This window comes from Terriglobus albidus (assembly GCF_025685425.1).
Taxonomy (GTDB): Bacteria; Acidobacteriota; Terriglobia; order Terriglobales; family Acidobacteriaceae; genus Terriglobus; species Terriglobus albidus.
The window spans coordinates 153,121-174,010 of the sequence record NZ_JAGTAS010000032.1; the positions used below are offsets into that span (position 1 = coordinate 153,121).

16 protein-coding genes are annotated in these 20,890 nt (G+C 56.7%); 2 read left to right on the forward strand and 14 right to left on the reverse strand.

The annotated features are described in order from the left end of the window. Positions 1-40: 40 nt before the first annotated feature. The 12 genes from OHL21_RS06685 to nagA form a co-directional block, all read right to left on the reverse strand. Complete coding sequence (locus OHL21_RS06685) at positions 41-721, reverse strand: FadR/GntR family transcriptional regulator (protein WP_263416477.1); 681 nt, start codon at positions 719-721, stop codon at positions 41-43. 105 nt (positions 722-826) lie between these two features. Next, positions 827-1,450 (reverse strand): response regulator, encoded by a 624-nt coding sequence (locus tag OHL21_RS06690; protein ID WP_263416478.1) that lies wholly within the window; start codon positions 1,448-1,450, stop codon positions 827-829. 116 nt (positions 1,451-1,566) lie between these two features. After that, positions 1,567-2,943 carry an FAD-containing oxidoreductase gene (locus OHL21_RS06695; RefSeq protein ID WP_263416479.1) on the reverse strand — a complete coding sequence of 459 codons (1,377 nt, stop codon included), beginning with the start codon at positions 2,941-2,943 and terminating at the stop codon, positions 1,567-1,569. Beyond that, the gene (locus OHL21_RS06700; protein ID WP_263416480.1) at positions 2,940-3,404 is read right to left on the reverse strand and encodes a DUF4126 family protein; all 465 of its coding nucleotides are present in this window, start codon (positions 3,402-3,404) and stop codon (positions 2,940-2,942) included. The genes OHL21_RS06695 and OHL21_RS06700 overlap by 4 nt, the downstream gene beginning before the upstream one ends. A gap of 355 nt (positions 3,405-3,759) precedes the next feature. Further along, on the reverse strand, positions 3,760-4,287 hold the full coding sequence (locus OHL21_RS06705; protein ID WP_263416481.1) for a hypothetical protein: 528 nt from the start codon (positions 4,285-4,287) through the stop codon (positions 3,760-3,762). Positions 4,288-4,307: 20 nt separating this feature from the next. Next, positions 4,308-6,359, reverse strand: coding sequence for a hypothetical protein (locus tag OHL21_RS06710; protein ID WP_263416482.1), 2,052 nt, complete (start codon positions 6,357-6,359; stop codon positions 4,308-4,310). Positions 6,360-6,541: 182 nt separating this feature from the next. Further along, complete coding sequence (locus OHL21_RS06715) at positions 6,542-7,141, reverse strand: hypothetical protein (protein ID WP_263416483.1); 600 nt, start codon at positions 7,139-7,141, stop codon at positions 6,542-6,544. 64 nt (positions 7,142-7,205) lie between these two features. Then, positions 7,206-7,874, reverse strand: a complete 669-nt coding sequence (locus OHL21_RS06720) for an IPT/TIG domain-containing protein (RefSeq protein ID WP_263416484.1) — start codon at positions 7,872-7,874, stop codon at positions 7,206-7,208. Positions 7,875-7,900: 26 nt separating this feature from the next. Beyond that, positions 7,901-9,526, reverse strand: coding sequence for a hypothetical protein (locus tag OHL21_RS06725; RefSeq protein ID WP_263416485.1), 1,626 nt, complete (start codon positions 9,524-9,526; stop codon positions 7,901-7,903). A gap of 1,080 nt (positions 9,527-10,606) precedes the next feature. Further along, the gene (locus tag OHL21_RS06730; RefSeq protein WP_263416486.1) at positions 10,607-10,852 is read right to left on the reverse strand and encodes a hypothetical protein; all 246 of its coding nucleotides are present in this window, start codon (positions 10,850-10,852) and stop codon (positions 10,607-10,609) included. Between the two features lie 152 nt (positions 10,853-11,004). Next, on the reverse strand, positions 11,005-11,799 hold the full coding sequence (locus OHL21_RS06735; RefSeq protein WP_317889965.1) for a helix-turn-helix domain-containing protein: 795 nt from the start codon (positions 11,797-11,799) through the stop codon (positions 11,005-11,007). A 169-nt stretch (positions 11,800-11,968) separates the two neighbouring features. Further along, positions 11,969-13,141 carry an N-acetylglucosamine-6-phosphate deacetylase gene (gene nagA / locus OHL21_RS06740; RefSeq protein ID WP_263416488.1) on the reverse strand — a complete coding sequence of 391 codons (1,173 nt, stop codon included), beginning with the start codon at positions 13,139-13,141 and terminating at the stop codon, positions 11,969-11,971. A 187-nt stretch (positions 13,142-13,328) separates the two neighbouring features. Here nagA and OHL21_RS06745 point away from each other — a divergent pair, with 187 nt between their 5' ends. After that, positions 13,329-13,793, forward strand: a complete 465-nt coding sequence (locus tag OHL21_RS06745; protein ID WP_263416489.1) for a PepSY domain-containing protein — start codon at positions 13,329-13,331, stop codon at positions 13,791-13,793. A gap of 67 nt (positions 13,794-13,860) precedes the next feature. On the opposite strand, the gene OHL21_RS06750 is transcribed toward OHL21_RS06745, so the two are convergent. Further along, positions 13,861-15,336 (reverse strand): M28 family metallopeptidase, encoded by a 1,476-nt coding sequence (locus tag OHL21_RS06750; RefSeq protein ID WP_263416490.1) that lies wholly within the window; start codon positions 15,334-15,336, stop codon positions 13,861-13,863. 87 nt (positions 15,337-15,423) lie between these two features. Continuing rightward, on the reverse strand, positions 15,424-18,477 hold the full coding sequence (locus OHL21_RS06755; RefSeq protein WP_263416491.1) for a TonB-dependent receptor: 3,054 nt from the start codon (positions 18,475-18,477) through the stop codon (positions 15,424-15,426). A gap of 200 nt (positions 18,478-18,677) precedes the next feature. Here OHL21_RS06755 and OHL21_RS06760 point away from each other — a divergent pair, with 200 nt between their 5' ends. Further along, positions 18,678-20,879: a M20/M25/M40 family metallo-hydrolase gene (locus tag OHL21_RS06760; RefSeq protein WP_263416492.1), complete on the forward strand. Its 2,202-nt coding sequence runs from the start codon at positions 18,678-18,680 to the stop codon at positions 20,877-20,879. Positions 20,880-20,890: the final 11 nt, after the last annotated feature.

The following is a 20,890-nucleotide window of genomic DNA, read 5'->3' on the forward strand; positions in this document are numbered from 1 at the left end:
CCGAAGTCTATCCACGCATTTGCAGCAGTGTCAAATGATTTTATTTCCGTGGCGCCCGGCTGCGCCGCTTGCGAAGCGACACGTACCGGGCGTTTGCGTCCTCAAGATGCTCGCGCATAATCCTGCGCGCTGCCTCCGGGTCGTGCGCACGAATCGCGCTCGCAATTCGTTCATGAAAATGGAGAGGACGCTCAAGCTCGATGCCGGAGAGGCTCATCATGGAATCCATGGTGACCCGATGCAGGCGCTTGAAGAGGATCTGACAGATCCTGTCGCCACTTGCTCTGTAAACCGCATCGTGAAAACTGAGGTCCGCCAGGACTCGCTCCGTGGAGGAGGTACTGGAGCGTAGATCTTCGATGGCCCGCGCCAGAGCTCCGATATCTCCGGAATCCGCACGCTCCGCGGCACGAGCCGCAAGCTCCGGCTCCATCAGGATCCGGGTCTGGAAGAGCTCCTCGCCGCGAATATCCTCCAGCAGCAAGAGGAACTCTATTGGTTCATCCAATATGTTTTCAGCGGTCAGACTCAAGTACGTACCATCGCCAACACGCTGGGTAAGGACACCCATCGTTTCGAGAACCTTCAATACCTGTCGTACCGAAGCGCGATTGACCCCGAACTCCTCGGCCAGCTCCCGTTCGGTTGCGAGCCGTTCCCCGGGACGTAATCTCCCATCGGCGATCCGTGACTTGAGATCGGTAATGATTCTTGAAGTCACGCGATCGTCTTTTACCGCGGGCCCCGGCTTATCTCTCATGTCAAGCAGTATGACCGATGGATCAGCCGCTTTCCAAGCCGAGGTCTCTGCCGGTACCTGCGCGGATCAGGCTTCCAGTATGCCCCGCTTCAGCGCAATCAGAACTGCATGAGTACGGTCGTTGGCCTGCAGCTTCGCGAGCACATTTTTCATGTGGCCCTTCACCGTATCTTCTGAAATGCTGAGGCGGTCGGCGACGATCTTGTTCGAGCAGCCCGAGGCAACCGCCTGCAGCACCTGGAGCTCGCGCGTGGAGAGCGACTCCGAGCCGAGATGCTCTGCCATGCCATGAGCGATCTCATCCGAGATGCGCTTGCGTCCCTGATGCGCCGCACGGATGGTATCAATCAGCTCGGTACCGAGCATGCTCTTCAGGATGAAGCCCATCGCTCCGGCCTGCAGCGCGCGGGTTGCGTGCACATCGCCGGAGTAGGTCGTCAGCACGACGATGCGCGCTTTGGGAAACTCTTCCCGGATCGCCTGAATCGCTTCGATACCGTTCATGACGGGCATCTGCAGATCCATCAGCGTGACATCCGGACGGTACTTGCGGTACGCGGTTACAGCCTCGGCTCCGTTCGTCGCTTCAGCCACAAGCTCCATGTCTGGCGCCTTCTGCATGATGAAAGCAATGCCATCCCTCATCAAAGGATGGTCGTCGACAGTGAGTACACGGATCGGGGAGTTCATAAGCAGCCCTCCCTGGGGGGATATAGCAGTAGAGAAACAATATCACCCGCTGCAATGCAGTGCACCACACCCGAAAGGGTTGGTGAAGCGGGAAAATGTGCGGCGACCAGGCATAGCTACGCCAGAGGCTTGAGCTCCTGCAGGATGGTGGGGAGCAGTTCCGCGACCGTAGGATGAATATGCACCGCCGTGGCGACAAGATCGTAGGTCTGCCGCGAGTACATGCAGGTCAACAGGGAGTGAATTGCCTCATCGCCGCCGACGCCGAGAATCGTCGCTCCCAGAATGCGGCGCGATTCGGCGTCAACCAGCACCTTCATGAAGCCGGAGGACTCACCCTTTTCCACCGCGCGTCCTACACGCGACATCGGGCGATTGCCGATCAGTGCGGGTTTCCCGCTCTGCCGCACCTCGCTTTCGGTCATTCCAATATGCGCCAGCGGAGGATCGCTGAAGAGCGCATAGGCCGGAATACGATCCGCCGCAGATCGAGTGCCGCCGTCGAGCAGGTTATCGGCGACAATCTCGTAGTCGTTCCAGGACGTATGGGTGAACGCGCCGCGTCCGTTACAGTCTCCCATTGCCCACACGGTTGGGCTGGTGGTGCGGAGATGCTCATCGGTGACTACAAAGCCGTGAGCGTCCATCTGCACGCCTGCCGCCCGCAGATTGAGATCGTCCGTATTGGGCTTGCGTCCAGTGGCCAGCAGGACGTGCGATGCCTCCACCTCCGGCTCTCCCTGCTCGCAGTCGAGCGAGACCCTGATGCCGCGCTCGCTGTTGTGTAACTGAATGCAGTTGGCGTGTGTCCGGAACTTCACACCCTCCGCCTCCATAATGGCCTGAAGCTCGGAGCTGGCATCCTCATCCTGGCGGGAGATGATGCGCGGATTCCGTTCGACAACCGTCACCTCGCTGCCGAAGCGGCGGAACATCTGCGCGAATTCCAGGCCGATAAAGCTGCCGCCGACAACCGCCAGATGCTGAGGGAGCTCGCGCAGCTGCAGGATGGTCGTGCTGGTCAGCGCGGGTACGCCTTCATGGCCCTCTACGGTGGACATGGGCCGTGCCCCTACATTCAGAAAGATGCGGGCTCCCTCCAGGAGACGATCCCCCACCCGGACGGTCGTCGGTGATTCAAAGGCCGCCTGCCCCTGGATCAGGGTGCAGTGCTCCATGCTACCGATCCAGGAAAGGAGTCCCTTGCGCGAGGCTTCGACGATACCGTTTTTCCTGGCCATTACGGCTTCCAGATCAACACACACTGTGCCTTTGAGTCTGACGCCATAGTCGTTCCCGCGGCGGGCGATATGGGCTGCGTGAGCCGAGGCCACCATCGCCTTGGTGGGCGTACAGCCTACGTTGACGCAGGTTCCGCCTACGAGCTTGCGCTCGACCAGCGCCACGGTTTGTCCCGCGGCGTTCAGACGTGCCGCGAGAGCCGGGCCGGCCTGGCCGGCCCCGATGATAATGGCGTCATAGCGTTCGGTCATGCAGCCCCCCGGATTGCGGTAATCACCAGCACAATAGCCAAAGCGTCTTCCAGCAGCGCCGCACCGATCGCAGACTTCGTCGCCTCGGTCAGCTTTGCCCGCAGCCAGGCGCCGCCATAGGTTCCGGAAACAGCTCCAAGGATACCCAGAACCACACCGTAACCGAGCACACTGTGTGCCGCACCGGCGGTTCCTCCGGCCAGCGCGCCCATCAGGATACGGGCAATGAACTGCGGCGGCACCTTGCGGCTCGGCGTCTTCGGCAGCTTATCGTTAATCAACTCGCCGATGGCAAGCACCGTGAAAATCAACGCAGTCCATTTCGATCCCATGAAGGCAAGCGATGTTCCGGTTACGGTAAGCATCCCAAGATGCGCCGCCCAGCTTGCACCTGCCGGAGACGTCAAAGCACGCAGGCCAGCGACAAAACCAAATAAAAAAAGGACGAAGACGATCAGCATCGGCACACCCTCCAGATTCGTTCAATTTCACGATGAGAGACAAGGAGCCCAGCGCCTTCCAAGCTACTGCGGCGGAAGGGCTCCGGGAAAGCCCCTTTAGGACAGGAAGGAATGCCACACTTTCGAGTCGGCGGGATACGTACCGTTCATTGGTTAATGGCGATTCAGCAGAGAAGGCTCCGCTTAAAAGACAAAAGCGGCGAGTTCCTCTCCGAAGTCACCGCTTCCCGGAACCCGCCGTGTTCCCAAGAACAACTACTGTAGGTTAATGACGCCAACATTCCTGCAAGCTGATAAGGGTAATTGGCTAATCCTGAAGCAGCGGAGACTTTCTACAGGCTTATGTAAATGCGCGCTACTGACTAGGTGCCTTCATTTCAAAGTTTACAGTGTTTGTCCGCAGCCAGTGCCCAGATCCGTCCTGTGGTCCGGCAGGATCATATATCTCCAGGTAAATACTGTAGTCTCCAGGCTGACTAACATCGTAAAAGTAAGTTAAATCATATTTTTGCGTAGCCACCGTGCCCGGCGCGATGGGCCGAGCAATAGTGTCTGACCTAAGGTCTGGTCCATCGCCAGGTCGAAAGTCCCCGAGCATGTGGCGATATACTTCGTTCTTTGGCGCCTCACTATCTTTGCGTCTGACGTGAATCCGACGATGATATGAAGCGTTCGAAAACCATACCTCCTTCGAACTTATGTTTTTGATGGTCATCACAGCGATTGGCGTTTCACCAATGACATAGCTACTTTTTTCGAGGGAGAGATGAATTGAGACCGAATCTGGCTGCTTGGCTTGAGCAGATTGAGCTCCAGACGGAATTGGGCTTTCGAGCGTCGCTATTGTCGCTACAAACATCACAAGAATACGAAATCTCTGCATATCGATTCCTCAATCCAGGTTTATTGACAGTTTGCGTGGTCGGATGTGGCACAGCCCCCTGGCCCGGTACCGCTTAACCATTGAGGATAACCGCTACCGGCGCCAGCGGTATTTCCACTCCCCGTTCCACACTGCAAGAACCAGGATGGCGTAGTCCCGCCCCCAGGAGCCGGAGCTAACGCATTGATAGCGCATGCAGACCAACTCCACTGCACCGATCCGAGCGGAATCGGGATAGAGGTACACCCTTGACTAGCATGGGGCTTGTACGGGTCGATAGTCGTATCGACCCAGGCTGGAATGCAACCTGCTGGCAGTGCGGGGTCCCAAAGTACATACATCGTGGCCCTAAATGGCTCCGCTGCCTCTCCCCAAGAATGCAGCAGCCCCCTGCCCGGAGAATCCCAGGTAGCATTCGAGGAATATGTACCATTGGGATTTATACCACTAGCATAAGGATACGTCCCGTCAAGTTGATTGGAGGCGTTGTTTGGATCAAATGGCTCTCCTACCGGGATAATCTGTGATCTGATAACTGAATTAAGAATCTGAACCCAGATAAACTGCCCACAGCCCGCCGCTGGCGCCGCACCTGGGTGTGCCGGACACTGTGTCCCATCGGAGACGGGCTGAGCATTATCGTTTATGAAGACACCCACCCCGGGCTTCGCTGGAGAATTAGCCATTGCCATGGTTGCGACTTGAGCCTGGGGATTCGCTAGTGATGTGCCTGTGATATTGCTCTGAGCAAAGGCGTTGGGCAAAAGATTACCGGTTGGACCGGATATATTGAACGTTGCAGTAGCGTTAGCTGACTGCCCATTGTCCAGCGTATAAGTATAAGTGACGGTTTCTCCGTTGTCTCCTGGATTAACCCAGTAGAAGGTCAAAGCATTCTGATTAAGCGGCGGATCGGCAGCTTCCTGACCGCCTCCACTCGCCGAGGGCTGGTCGCTGCCAGCTTGGTTTGTGAAGCCCCCGGTAATCGCTGATTGGTTGGAGAACGACCACGACTGGCTCTGGATGTTGTATCCATTTGGGGTAGGAACGGACAACGCGATCTTCTGGCCGGCCCAGACCGCCTGGGTAGTCCCAGATATGTTTGCGCCGTTGAACGTAATCTGCGGTATGGGTGTCGCAGCCTCGACAGAAACGGCGCTTGAGCCGGTCCCTGAGCCCCCATTGCAATTACCGCAAATATAGTTGCTGCCGGAGTAACCCGGAACAACAATTATCTGAACCGGTTCATTTGGTGCATTCGGGGCCACATGCACGTGAAAGTAAGTTGTAGTTCCGTCCGGTGAGGAATTATGGGCTACGCCAGAGGAGACTCCCGAAGCAACTGCGGACACGGTAGGATTTGTGCCGAAGCCCGTTCCTGTCACAGTCACATCGTAGTCATTGCCTGCAACCCAGACATTGGGACTTACGCCTGTGACGACGGCTGGTGGATAGCCAACCGTCAGATTGGCCGGCTCGCTTTCTCCCCAGGTATTCGACACCGTGAATTGATGTGTGCCCACAGAAGCGGTTCCTGAAACGCTGTAGTTGAGTGATGCAGATGCTGCATCCCCACTCGCCACGCTGACTGACAGGTCACCGTCACGGGACGAGGCGGTTAGCCTTCCAAGATCGTCTCGAAGGTTCTGCCCCTGAACCTGAATTGTTCCAGAGGTTCCCCGCACAACCGAGGATGGATTGATGCTCGAGATCGACGGCGGCGCGGTACCAAACTGAAAATATGTGTACCCAAGATAAATGATCTCCTGGTCGACATATACCTGGCCGCCTCCAGAGTCGTAGCCAGTTCCAGTGGGATCTCCGCCGCCGGGTGATGTGAAAGATGCCCCTGGTGGATATTGGTAAGGATTGTAGTAGTCCCCCTCTTCGTAATCGAAGTAGGTTTCCAGGTAGTGCTCGCTGTAGATGGTGTAGACACTTCCCTGGTGCACTGGCGATGTGGTTTCTACGCCAGCCCATACGATCGGAGGATCGACAGAATTATCCACATAGTCCGTATCGGAAGCTTTAACATCCTGCTGTGCCTGATCCTGGTAGAGATAACCGATCACGGCCGCGTTGTAATAGTACGCGGTTTCGTAATCTATATCAGTTTCGGACCAACCATCTATTTCGTTAGCATTTGTGGATTCCAGTACTCCAGAGATACCGGTAACTTGCTGAGCGACAATAGTCTTTGCAAAGAAAAAACAAAAGCAAATTGCAATCAGAGAAGCTCGCCGTATCGATGTCATCATTTCCCCCTCCGGGACAGCATGGAAGGTTGGGATATGTGATCAGGTAAAGTACCTACCGTTACGGCGGATGCTAAATCCTTTTTCAAAAACGTCTCAAGCTTCTCCACATCGTCAGGGGTGAGATTTTTGTGAAGGGTCTCGATTTCTGAGCTGATTGCAGCATCGCGTTCAGCCTGAAGTTCCTTTAAGCGAGGCGGTGGAGGTGGTATTACAAAACCTTTCGGCAGAGGCCTTTTGGGAATGGCTGCATGGGCGTCTTTGATAATCTTCCGCGCTTCAGCATCTTTGTCCTGGAGAGCCTTTTCGAGATGCAAAGCAGATGTGTGAATTTTCGTGAATTCTCCATTTGAGAAACCCAATCGTTTTTGGAAGTGGGTCCGCAAATCTTCACCATCCTTGCCAGCCTGCTTAAGTGCATCGGCTCTTCTCTCAAGATGCAATTGATAAGCGAGGAAATGACGGTAAAGAACTGGTAGAGTCGGTGGCGTCTTTGTTGGCTGAACCTTTACTACGCCAGGGTCCTGGCTAAATAACGAGCCGCCAGTCATGGTTAGCATTACCAACATGATGCTCGTGATTGGATTTTTGCAACGCATTGAAACCTTCCTGAAAAACACGCCCTAAGCAGTTTGGATGACTACTACTATTTCTTGAATGACTTCAATTGCATGCAAATGGATTGTCTACTTGAAACTTGGCTCCGCCATTGATCGCCCATGTTGCGGTCGTGACCCCAACGTCATAAAGGCCAACGGCCAGACCATTTGGCACCTGTACGGTAATAGAGTTTGGGCTCCAGCTTAAAATTGTGACTGGGATACCACCAATCGTCACTCTTCCCGCCGCAGCGCCGAAATCTCCACCAGTAATAGTGACTCCCATCTGCGGCGGCCCCTCCGGCAGCGAGAGACTAATCTGTGCAAGCAACCACGCACCACCTCCACCGACCTGGAAGGAATTACTAGGAAAGAGCGACGGATTATTGGACACACTCGTGATGCTCGCGGAAGTCATCGTGTTCCCTCCCTTCTGATAGAAGGTGAGCGTGGTTCCGTTCGCCTGAGCATAGATCGGCATGTTGCAATTGTTAGTAATCAGCGCCCCAAGTGCCGATGCTATGCCCGCCGGCGTCGTGAACTGGCCGTAGGTCAAGGACACTGAGATACCATTGATGGTCGCCGTCACGGTACCGGTATCGTAAGTGCTTCCTGAGGACTGTTCCCCTCCGCCGATGGTGACCGAGCCGAGAGCCGTAGCGGCGACGCCGCGGCCGACTAAGCAGGCGAAAACCGAGAGCAGCAGAATTATCCTGCGAGGCTTACGTGACATTTTCGTTCCCTCAGAGTTCTGCTTTGTTATTGCAAGGTAATAAGCACCATGATGGTTCCGGTGCCGGAGTCGAGCGAGCCGAGAGCCTTGCCGATCACCGCACCGACCAAACGGCTGCGATCCGTGCCTTTCATGGCATAGCCCATGGTGGATGAGGTCACGAGTAGATCACCCACTTGAATGGGGCCGTTCTCCGCCGTTACCTTGGTAGGGACGCGGCCGAGCATCGCCATCGGGATCTCGTCTGCGCTGGCGGGATCGCTGGCCTCATGGAATCTGCCCACGAAGCCCGGCTTCGTCGAATAGACACCGGATGCCATGGTTGAATACGCTTCATTCGACTTGAGGAACTTTCCCGGAGCCTTCGGATCGATCACAAGCACATCGCCCGGTTCATACTTGGTGCGGTCTCCGGTCACATCGACAGACTCTGCGTAATCCGCACCGCAGCCTGCATACGGAGCACTCTGGCCTTGCGCAATGCCGCCGAAGAAGAGTTGCCCATCGATCTCCACGTCGCCCGCGATATGAAGCTTCTTTTGAGGGTTCGTCGTGCCGATACCCACGTTGCCGTTGCTTACAATTCGCACTCTCTCTGTACCACCGCCACCAGTACCAGTTAAGAACTGGATATCCGTCGGAATGCTTCCAGTCGAAACGGCACCATTCGATACAAATCGAATTCGGGCAGCATTAATGTACTGGGTACCGTCGAATGCCTGCGTGGCTAAGCTTCCTAAATTGTCGCCATTCTGGATAGCAGCGCCAGATCGAGACTTAAGAAGGTTGAAGAACCCGCCATTACTATCATTACTGGTTTGGCCGCTGAGGATTCCGCGGATACCTGCAGTTGATGGTGTCTCTACGTCCAAGAGAGCACTCGGATTCGTTGTGCCGATACCAACGTTGCCGTTTGTGTAGTAGGTATTGGAACCGTACAATCCCCAGGGACTCGCGCCTGCTGGGCCTGTGGCACCCGCAGGGCCTTGTGGACCAACCAGACCTGTCGAAGGGCCGACCCAAACGCCGCTGGGGCTGATTACCTGGTTTCCGCCGACCGATAATCCGCCGGTAGTCGAGATCGCACCGGCTGAGTTTACCTGGAACTGAGAAGTTGAGCCGACTGAAAGCAACGCACTTGGAGAGGTAGTGCCGATACCAACATTACCCGCGAAGTAGTTCCGGTTTAAGCTGTTTTCCTGATAAATCCCGTATCGATTTGTGATCCCAGTTGTGGACGGATCCGCGAGATAGAGCCCGTAGTAAGTTCCGATCGTTCCGCTGGCTGTAAGGCCAGTCGTGGCATAGAATCCGTACCCCGTTCCCACATTTGAGTTATTCGAACCGATCCAGGAATATACGCCATACGCATTTGTTGTGGTTGCATTTGCGGAAGTATTGAAGGATTGCCCGTACACTCCATAGGAGTTTGAGATCGTGCCGCTGTAGTTGTATGCACTACCCTGGACACCAAAAACCGACGTTGTTGTCGGCATAGCAGTAGATGTCGTATCCGAGTGGCCGGCGTTAAAATTGCCGCCTACGAGCCCGCTCATCGTAGAAAGATCGTTCAAGTTGAACCGATAGGCGGCGCCTTTAACAGCGTTGATCTTCAGGAAGCCAGAAGTAGAAGAATTCAGAATAGATGGCATAAATAGAGCGCCAGTCACTGTTCTATTTGCGTTGTCGGAGAACGTGAGATTGGGGGACAGATTGAACACACCCGTGCTAGTGAGAGGGCCACCAGGCACCGACGGAATGTTAGCGCTGGGATTTGTAAGGGAAGGAGAAACATCAAGAGCTGCAGCTGGTGTTGTCGTGCCAACCCCAACGTTTCCACTGGCAGGAAATGTGTTTTGCGCGTGCGCACTTACCGCGAACAATGTCACCAGAGCGGCGAACCACAGCCTATTCCTTTGCATATCCTGTCATCCTCTTCCTGTGTCGCTTTCAATTCCGTGATGCTTTAGGCGCACGACCGCTTCGCCCGCGTGAAGCGGTGTCCTTCGCCACCACATAACTTCAATAGCCTTCTGAACCACTCCCAACAACATCAAAGGGGAGTTAGATAGAAGAAGGCTGACAGTTCACCTAATGAACGGCGTTGCGTGTGGGTTGGGTTGGTTGTAATAGAGAGGAACTGCTGTAACCAAGATTGTTACGATTCAGCAAGGCCAGAACAAACATCGATCCCCTTCCGTTAGTGGGGACCTGAAATATTTTCAGGTCAATCAAATCTCTAAGCTGTGATTGCAGAAGCAAACGTACGTGGTGCCACAAGCCCCGTCAAGAATTATTTTATTAATTCTGCAACGCGATCATAACTGGTATCCGAGCGGCCTACGGAGTGCCGACATATTCATGATGACCTACGCACTAGATGCCCAGGATTCTCAACGAGTGATCTCCTTGCGGGCATCGGCTAGACGGACTCCTTCAGCTACTTTCGCATCAGAGTTATGGAGCGGGCCTTCAGCCCTTTAAACATTCTTGGATACCGAAACCTGGGGCGTTACCCCAGGCTGGTATAGAGCGCGCCTTCAGCGCTTGTAGTGCCAGTATCCGCTTTGTTAGTTGATGAACGTTCATAACGCTAGATTCGCAAAGGAATACAGGTGCGACGATCATCATCCGAAGACAACGAGCTGCGGCAATCAAAAGCCCCGGGGTTCATTGTCCCGGAGCTTCGAGTTCACCTCATAAATAAATCCGTATTGCTGTGCCTCCGGGCTTCAGCTACGTGGTGCGGGTGGTAGCCAGTGACGCAGCTCGATCATTGCACCGTAGTGCAGACCCGGATGAGCTCGGGCGATCTCACTGGCGGTCTCATCGTCGGCGGCTTCGAATGATACGACCGCAGTAAGAGCGGGCTCGCTCGCTCCAACATCGGAGGTCACTGCTCCGTTCTTCTGCACGTAGCTCCCCACCACCTGGTCCAGGATTCGCGGGTCAAGGCTGATTCCCTTCTGACGAACCATTGCGACCCACTCCTGAATCGCAACACCTCTCTGCTCTAACTCTGATTTAGTTAATGCTCTGGTTCCGCGAAACAACATCATGTAACGGTTCATTGCATCCCTCGCCGGCGTAACAGCCGTATGTCCTCAAGCTATCGGGCGGGATGGACTGCTTACTTGTAAAAAACCGGCAGGTTTCGTGGCTGACCGCTGCTGAAGAGGCGGCGAGGGCTCGCTCCCGTCAGATCGCGGAAATCGCGCACCATGTGCGGCTGGTCCGCGTATCCGGCGTGCTGTGCCACATCCGTCAGAGAATGCCCGCGATCCCACAGCTCGCAGACATGCTCCAGCCGTGCCAGCCGGCTCAGCATTTTGGGCCTGACTCCGACCTCACGCAGGAACGTGCGCTCCAGAGCACGCTCACTCATACCGACTGCGCGAGCCAGATGGTCGCTTCGCAGCTTCCCACCATGCCGCCGGATCATCGCCGTGGCTGCTGCAATCGGCGGCGATATCTGCGCGGCCATGCGGAGATGGTCCGCGAGATGACGCTCTACGGTGTCGAGATACTCCGCCGAAGTAGCATGACTTTCCGGAAGATTCTGAAAGCGAGATTGCGTTTTCTTCGGCAGTACATCGAGAAGATCAATGGTTTGATTGGAGAACTGCCCTGCGTTCTCGCGCAGAAATGCGGCGGCGCCGGCTTCGGTAAAGCGCACGATGATTGTCTCAGTCCCGCGTGCATGAGTAAGACTTCGGGCGTGGCCCTGTATCCCAGAAATCACCATGCCGGGCAGACATTCCGTCCCTCGCGTGACGGCTCCTGCAACACGTAATGCCAGCGTCATGCCTGATTCCGGCAGAAGAGTCTGCACACGGTCTTCCTCGGACCGGACCCAGAGCATCTCCCTTATGTAGGGACGCAGCGGCTCAGAGGGTCTACGAACAGCATGACGCGTGGCACTCATCAAAGGATGGGATGATGCTGTTGGCAGTGCCGATGCAAAGGAAATGATACTTGAATCTAAAATTCGCGATTTAAATCCTAAGAAGTATCTCCGCCCGGAACATCGAAAAGCAGGTCCTTCACTACGTTCAGGATGACAACACTTTTGATAGAGTCTTCAGACACACCGGCTAAAGCAATTCGCCGCGCAGCATTGTGCCTCGCCGTTCTCCCTGCGTCCCGTAGAGATTGAAGTCGGCCCAGGCTCCCGGAATGAGTTCCTCAGGCAGCCCCAGCATTCGCGCGGGGTTGCTTGCTGCCAGGCGCGCAGCCACCGGCAGCGGAGCGCCGGTCATTCGCAGGAAGTTCTCCACCGCTCGATCCAGAGTAATGATGCTTCCCGCCAGCGTGCCCTCATCCGTGACGCAGGCCGAGCCCTTGATGCGCACCACTGTACCGCCTGCCTTATAGGTTCCATCCGGCATACCTGCCGCCGCCAGACAGTCGGTAATCAGAATGGCGCGGTCCGGCCCTTTGGCCTTGAGCCATAGCCGCACCATCTCCGGCGCGACATGCATGCCATCGCAGATCAGCTCCGCATAGAGATCGTCGCGATCGAGAACCACGCCCAGGATGCCCGGCTCGCGATGGTCCAGGGGACGCATGGCATTGAAGGTGTGGGTCGCTGTCACCGCTCCTGCCTCTATGCCCGCCAGCGTCTCGGACTTTGTCGCCATGGAGTGTCCTACGGAGCAACGAATTCCCAGACTGACGGCATAGCGGATCGTCTCCAGTGCGCCCGGAAGCTCCGGCGCGATGGTCATCAGCCCGAGGTTTCCGCGTGATGCCTCCCACAGGCGCTTCAATAGCTCTGGAGAAGGCGGCAGCAGAAATTCGGCTGGATGCATGCCTCGCTTGCCATGCGAAAGAAATGGGCCTTCGATATGGATGCCCGCGGCCTGCGCTCCTCCATCAAGCATTCCGGCCTCAATGAAGGTGGCCATATTCTCAAGCGCGGTGAGCGTGTCATCGAGAGCAGCCGTCACCGTTGTGGGCAGAAAGCGGCTGATACCGGCATGGGCAAGGTGACGTGCGACCTCGCCCAGTCCTTCCGTCGAGGCGTTCATCACATCGTGGCCGGCGATGCCGTGAAAGTGAATGTCGAGATATCCAGCCGTCAGCGTGCAATCCGGAAATTCGTAATCGACCGAATCGACCGCTTCCTCGTCGCGGGTCGCGATGCGCACAATCCGGTCGGCATCAATGGTGATGATCGGATCGGACAAAACACCAGAGGAGGTAACAAGCGCCTTTGCACTCAGCCTTTTCATCACACCGATGGTAACAGCGGAGGCAGACTCCATGAATCCCCTGGGGAACACCGTAAAAATCTGCTGACATCTGATCAATTCTTCGTAACGACTCAGTATTCCTAAGGTTGCCTTAAGACAATAGCGCTTCAATCGAGTCATCCAACAGCCGTAGGAAATGAAGAGACAGGTGTTCGTCTGCCTCTGTCTACTATCTGTTCCCACTACACCGGAAGATTCAATGACCAGATCTCACCTCATCGTGAAGGCATCACGAGCCATACATCTGTACATGGGGGTTTTCCTGACACCCGCGATCCTCTTCTTTGCCGTGACCGGCGCGTGGCAGACGTTCTCTCTGCAGTCGGCATCAAAAGATGGGTCCTATGTACCCTCACGTTGGGTTCAGCAGTTCTCGCAGCTGCATAAGAACCAAACGTTTACGGTGCCGCCGCCGAAGAAGAAATCCGTCGAGAGCAGCGAAAACAAACGTGCGGAAGACGGACGCGATAAGACAGCAAAAAAGATGGAGACGATACGGTCCCCATTACCGATGAAGATCTTCTTCATGCTGGTCTCGATTGGTCTATTGATCTCGACACTGACGGGGTTATACATGTCGTATCGGTACGCAAGAAACAAGGTGGTCGTAAGTGGAGCGCTCGTGGCGGGAGTTGTAGTTCCCCTGCTGTTGGAGCTGCTCTAAATCTTTCCCCATCCATCCTGCATCGGTGGAAGCAGGATGGATGGAGTACCGACTTGAATGGGAAAATCTACTCGCGGCTTGGAACAGGCCCAACAGCCTGGCTGCAGATTCGCTTTGCAGTGCAGGCACGCACACCAAAAAATACATTGTCTTTCGAAACAGGAAGACGCACGCTATTCGCGTCCTTGCCTGGGAACTGCTTGGCGTCCACGGCATATTGCCAATCATTCGCCGCGGTCTCACGCCAAACGACCTGGTAGGTCACCGGCTGTGTGTAGCTCTGCGGAGCATCCCACTTCAGAATCGTGTCATTGTCGAGGTTCGACGTAGTGACGCGAACGTTCTGCGGAATGCCCGGCGAATTGGCCAACGTTGCCAGCGTTGCGATATTCAACCTTGCCACCCTGGCGATGTAGTCGAAGTCGTCATACTTCAGCAGGTCGCCATACTGTTTGCCGTTCTCCACACGGACATGCTGATGCTGGTGGTCGAAGTTTTCGCGCCACTCGGTAAAGCGAACTGACGCAAAACCTGCCTCACTGAACGACCGGTGATCGCCGCCGCGCAGGAAGCGGTCCAGGCGGAGCTCCATCACTGGATGAAAGCTTCCAGGGAAGTACGTTCTTCCCACGGCAAGCACCTGGCGTGCAAGCTGACGCGAGGGCGTCTCGTTTTCTGCTCCAATGTTCAGTGTCTGGCGGATCTGCTCGATTGGAGCCGAGGGCAGAATGCCCTGCGAGAAGACGCGGATGCGCTGCTTGGACTGCAGCTTGTCTCCAGGCGTGGTGTCGCCGCCGACGATGTCGTTGTTCAATACACCTTCGAGCTCCCAGCCTTCTTTGCGGGCACGCTCTGCGAGATGATGCGATCCGTTAAGTCCCTGTTCTTCACCGGCAACCGTGACGAAGACGAGTGTCGCCGGAAACTTGAGCTTGCTGAGCACGCGCGCTGCCTCCATCGAAACCGCTGTACCGCTGGAGTCGTCATTGGCTCCCGGAGCGAAGTCATGCGTGTTCATCACGTCGGTCTCGCGTGTGTCATAGTGGCCGGTCACCAGATACATGCGCTTTGACGCGACCGGATCGGTTCCCTTCAGCACAGCGACGACGTTACGCAGCGGCGTGGGCTTGATGATGCGAGGGCGGCTGTTATTGAAACCGGCCTGCGGCTGCTCGATGGACTCATCGAAAGAGACCTCGAGGCATCCGCCGCACTCTTTGCTATAGCTCTCGAACTGCGACTTGATCCAGTCGGCAGCCGCCAGCACGCCGGTGCCGGGCTTCAGATCGGTTTCAGTGGAGGAGATCGTCGAGCGGTTGTTGAACTCCACCAGACGGGTGATGTTGGCTTTGATGCGCTCGGCAGAGACCTGCTTCAGCGCCGCCACAATCTGGGCATCGACAGGGTCAGCCTTGATGGGCGCACCTACGGCCTCAAAGTCCAGCTTCACAGCGGCTGCGAGATGCGGCTTCTGTTGTGCAACGAGCAGGCAAGGCAGAGAGAACACCGTCACCGCCGCAAAGATACTGCGAACCTTCATCATCGAAACGCTCCGTCAAAGAAAATTGAATTGGCGTGAAAAGCGGCGCCTCGCACCAGGCGAAGCGCCGCACCTGGAAAGAAGCGGGAATTAGAAGATGATCTTACCGACGATCTGCAACTGGCGCGAAGAGCCTAGGTCGCCGACCGGGAAACGTGTGGACGAGATAATGCCGAAGGTTGAGGAGTTCGCCGAAGTCGTCGGATTTCCGAAGCTCGGGTGGTTGAAGATATCGAACGCGTCGACACGAAGCTGGAACTTCAGTGCCTCGTAGATCGCCGTGTTCTTCTCGATGGAGAAGTCGGTATCCGCAAACCCAGGTCCGCGGAGTGCATTGCGAGCAAGGTTACCGAATCCGGTGGAAGGAATCTGGAAGATGCAACCCGCTGTCGCCGTGGTGCATGTTGCCGGGTTGAACCACTGCACGGTTGTCTGACTGGGGCGAGTGAGACCGTACTGCACCGGAGCCAGCAGGTTGGGATGCAGGACGTTTGCCGTCCCAGTGAAGGTTGAGGTCGTAGTGACATTCAGCGGATTGCCCGTCTGCCACTGCGAGATGCCCGAAAGCTGCCAGCCCTCGACAAGACGATTGCCCTTGAACGGTAATGCGTAGATGGCGTTCATGGAGATGCGGTGCGCCGTGTCATAGTCCGACGGACCATAGTTCAGGTAAGGCCGCGTTGCATCCTGCAGCACCGTTCCGCTCAGAGATCCCGTATCCAGAGACTTCGAGTAGTTGTAATTGAAGTTAAAGTTCAGGCCGTTGCGGAAGTTCTTTCGCATGGTCAACCACATGGCGTTGTAGTTCGACATTCCGATCGATGACACCTGGGTGATGTTCACACCGCTGATATTTGCATTTCCGGAGATCGGACTGTTTGCCGAGACCGTCTGAAATGGGCGTACACCCGAGGCATTCGGCTGGTTCACATTCAGCGGAGTGCGCAGATGCTTGCCCACGGAGCCGTAGTAGCCGATCGATCCGACCAGTCCCCATGGAAGTTCCTGCTGCACATTCAAGTTGAAGGTTTCAGTATAAGCGTTGCGCAAGTTGCGCTGTACACCGTTAATGCCGATACCGGCCGCGCCCGCGGAGGCGTACAGACTCGACAGAGGAATCGTGGTGGTTGCGTTACTGTAGGTCACACGTTTGGCGAACGGTGGATTTCCGTTCAGTCCGCTTACGACATTGGTCTCCGGCTGGTCAGCCATGTAACCATAGGCCGCGCGCAGCACAGTCTTGTTGTTGCCGAAGACGTCATACGAGAAACCAAGACGGGGCTCATAGTTGTAATTCTGGGTGTAGGGGCTGTTGCCGATGCCATTGGTGCCCACCTGGTAAAGCGAGGCGCTTGGCAGATCGAAGAGCACCAGCCGGTTAGCGCCGTCCACGGGTGAGCCATTCCATTCAAACCGCAGGCCGAGCTCAGCCGTAAGGGTAGGTGTGATCTTCCACGAGTCCTGAAGGAACCCACCGACCGCATTGACGTAGATACGGCTTGTAGTCTGCGTCGGTGTAATGGTGAAGCTGTTTGCACGGCCGGCCTGGAAGTTCGCCACAGTATTGAAGCCGATGGTGCCCGTGTCTCCGGAGAAGTTTGCATTGAGGAAGCGGCGGAACTCGCCACCGAACTTAAGCGAATGTTTGCCAACGGTATACGTCGCCGTGTCGGAAATGATACCCAGGGTGTCAAAGCGTCCCTGCGGGAATCCGGATGGTCCACCAAAGTTGAGGTTCGGGCCAGTGATCGTGATCTGCGGAATTCCAATCGGACCGCTGGTGCCGGTCCCCAGCCCCAGCGTTGTTGGGTCCGTTGTCACATTCGGATTGAACGAGATCGAGATGCGGTTGAAGCCCAGACGGAACTCATTCACCAGCCTCGGGCTGAAGATGTGCGTCTCATTGAGTGTGAGAATCTGACGTGTAGCTGCGCGGTTGTCACCGAAGCCCGAGATTGTGTTGTTCTGCAGGGTGGGCTCGGTACGCTTGTCCTTCTGAATGGCATAGAACCCGTGCAAGGTATCGGTGGCGCTGAAGATCTGGTTGATATCCAACGTCCCTTGGTCAGTTGTGACAGGTCCGGCGGCGATACCGAGATAACGGCTGCCGGTGCTGTCATTCGCCCTCGGGATCAGAGCCAGCAGCTTCTGCGCCACGGGATCAGTGACACCGGCGCGCTGTGAATCGGTCAGCACACCGCTGTTGATGGTCAAACCCTGTGCCTGGCGCAGGCCCTCGTAGCTGGCGAAGAAGAAGGTGTGCTCTTTCCAGATGGGGCCGCCCAAGGCGCCGCCGAAGTTGTGGCGCTTGAGAGGAGCGATCCGTTGTCCCTTCGGATTGAAATAATTGCGTGCATCCAGCGCTTCATTGCGCAGATACTCGAAGACTTCGCCATGGAACTGATTCGTTCCCGAACGCGTGCTGACGTTGACGACGGAGCCGGACGAGCGGCCGTACTCCGCCGAAAAGGTCTGGTTATTGATCTTGAACTCTGAGGTCGTGTTGATCGACGGCTGGAAGGTGATCTGGTTCTGCACCATGTCGTTCAGATTGACGCCATTGATCTGGAAGTTGACCGAATCTTCGCGATTGCCGGCGGTGACGAACGAGTTGGCACCCAAGCCGCGGCTCGGCGCTGTAAGGCTGCCGGCCGCCGGAGCGGTTACGCCACCAGGCGTTAGCACCGTCAGATCGAGGAAGTGACGGCCATTGAGCGGCACCTCCTGCACTGTCTGGCGATCGATGACCTGGCCGACCGTGATCGATTCCGAGTCGATGAGTGGAGCGCTGGAGTCCACCTGCACGCTCTCGCCGGTCGATGCCACCGACATGGGCACATCGATATTGGTCTTCGCATCGACCTGCAGTGTCAGCTTCTCAACCGTGTAGGAGCCAAAGCCGCTTGCCGTTACCTTGACGGTGTAGTCCCCTGGAGGCAAGGAAGGAACAACAAACTGGCCTGCGCTGTCAGAGGCGATGCTGCGCTCGGCGCCCGTGCCAAGATTACGAACGGAGATCTGTGCTCCCTGCAGTACGGCGCCGGACGAGTCCTTCACCGTACCTGAAAGTGTTGCGGTGGATTGCGCCCTTGCGGCAGTCACCGCCAGCATAACGGCGATGACCATGGTCAATAGCTTTCTCATGAACGACCTCCAAACGAACTACCTGGACCTCCGGCAGATAGGGCTATGCATTGCAGCCTTTCTTTCCAGAGACCGTGCCTCCGGGATTCGCGCCTCTGGCAAGGCGTCCTCTCCGGGTCATAAATTTTGGGTAAATAATGGGACCGCTTAGCGACGTAATATATCAGATACCAAACGAAATCCCATAGCTTAAGGACGATATGCGCCTTCGATTCTTGTCATTTGTTTGTCTCCTCGGCGGTACGGCGGCGATCTCTGCACAAAATGCGGTGCCAGTCGGCACCCTCAAGTCACTGACGGATACCGTCGCTGTTAGCGGCTATGAGACAGAGCTCTCCCGCCAAATCGAACAGCGCCTTGCCGCGTTTCGTCCGCAGCGGGACAACATGGGGAATGTGCTCGTCACGTTTGGCTCCGGAGCTCCACGTCGGCTTTTGGTTGCTCCGCTGGACGAGCCGGGATATGTTGTCAGCCACATTGAAGACGACGGCTATCTGCGAGTCACTCGCCTTCCTCAGACAGGGCTTCCGCCGCACTACAACGAGATGCACAACGCACAGCCGATGGTCATCACCACGCGCAAGGGCGAGCAGCGTCCGGCCATCGTCGCCGGACTCTCCATCCACCTCACGCCCGGACGCGCCTCTGTTCCTGACCCGGACGATATCGACAACTTCTACGTCGATCTGGGTGCTAGCTCTCGCACAGAAGTCCTGGCCCGTGGAGTCGATCTGCTAAGTCCGATCGCTGCCGAGCGCTCGCTTGCAGTCGTAGGAACTCATCTCTACTCCGGCACGGCGGTTGGCGATCGCTTCGGCGCTTCCTTATTGCTGGCTGCGGCCGAAGCACTGGGCCATGGCGCTCCCAGCGGCACCGTCACCATTGCCTTCGTGACGCAACAGTGGACCGGCTCGCGTGGCCTGGCTCGCGTCCTGCAACAGACTCACCCGGACGAATTGCTCTATCTCGGCCGTACACTACGGCCGGTGCGTACCGCCGCAGAGCGAAACGAGCCTCTGCCTCCGTCTCCGAAACCAGGCACCGGAGCAGTGCTAACACTCTCCGGCTCCTCGAGATCAGCCGACTGGCTTAACGGCGCATCGCTGCAGCAGGCACAGAGTGCTCCCTTTGTCACACGCGGCTATGGCCCTGCTCCCACGCTACCGGAGAAGACCGCCCACCTGAGTGTGCCGATCCTTTATCCGCTCACTGCGGGCGAGATGATCGATGCCCATGATCTCGATGCTCTCGGCACAGTGGTCGGGAAGTATCTTGGCGTTTCCATGCCGACGTTCGTTCCTGCCCCGCCGCCGCCCGCTGCCTATGCCGCGATCTCGCGGCCAAATGCGGCGCCCGCAAACGATGCGCTGCTCAAGACGCTCACGCTGGCTTACGGGGTCAGCGAGGTCGAGACGATGCCGCGTGAGGCCGTCGAAAAGCTGCTGCCCGCCTGGGCGCATCCCATCACGGATGCCGCCGGCAATCTCGTGCTGCATCTCGGTCCCACCACCGGACCCAATACCGTCTTTATGGCGCACACCGATGAGCTTGGTTTCCGCATCCGCGCCATCGACGCGGACGGCACGATCCAGCTCGACAACAAAGGCGGCGGCACTACCTCTTTCTACTGGGGACATCCTGCAGTAGTGCATACCTCCGCGGGTATGCGCTCCGCCGTTGTCGGTCTGCCTCAAAACTTCGACACCGCCCAGTTCCACTTCCCGACCGACTTCCGGTCGCCGGCCACGCTGAACGTCGGCGCGGGTTCGGCGGAGGAAGCCGCTGCCCTGGGCATCAAGGTTGGGGATTCCGTCACCATTCCCAAAACCTTCCATACGCTGCTGAACCGCAGGGTCTCCATCCGCAGCCTGGATGACCGTGTCGGCTGCGCTGCCCTGGTCCGCGCTGTGTGGGACCTAGGCGAAAAGCCGGCTCGCAATCTGACCTTCGTCTGGTCGACCAGAGAAGAGCTCGGCCTGTTAGGTGCGGTGGCATACGCAGAATCGTCGGCCAAAACCGGAACCACGCCGGCGACGGTCTTCGCGATCGATACCTTTGTCTCGTCCGATTCGCCACTCGAATCCAAGCGCTATGCCGACGGTGTTCTCGGGCAGGGTTTCCTGGTTCGTGCTATCGATAACTCGAATATTGTTCCTTGGGCCGATGTGCAGCAGGTGCAGGCCATCGCCACAGCACACCATATTCCGGTACAGTACGGCGTAACCGGAGGAGGCAACGATGGTGCTGCCTTCCAGCGGTATGGCTCGACCGATGTTGCACTGAGCTGGCCGCTGCGGAACTCTCACTCCCCGGGTGAAGTGATGGACCTGCGCGATCTGGACGCGCTGGCCTCCATCGTCACCGCTCTGGCAAGGGAGTGGAATCCCGCCTCCGGACGATAAACTAAGACCGT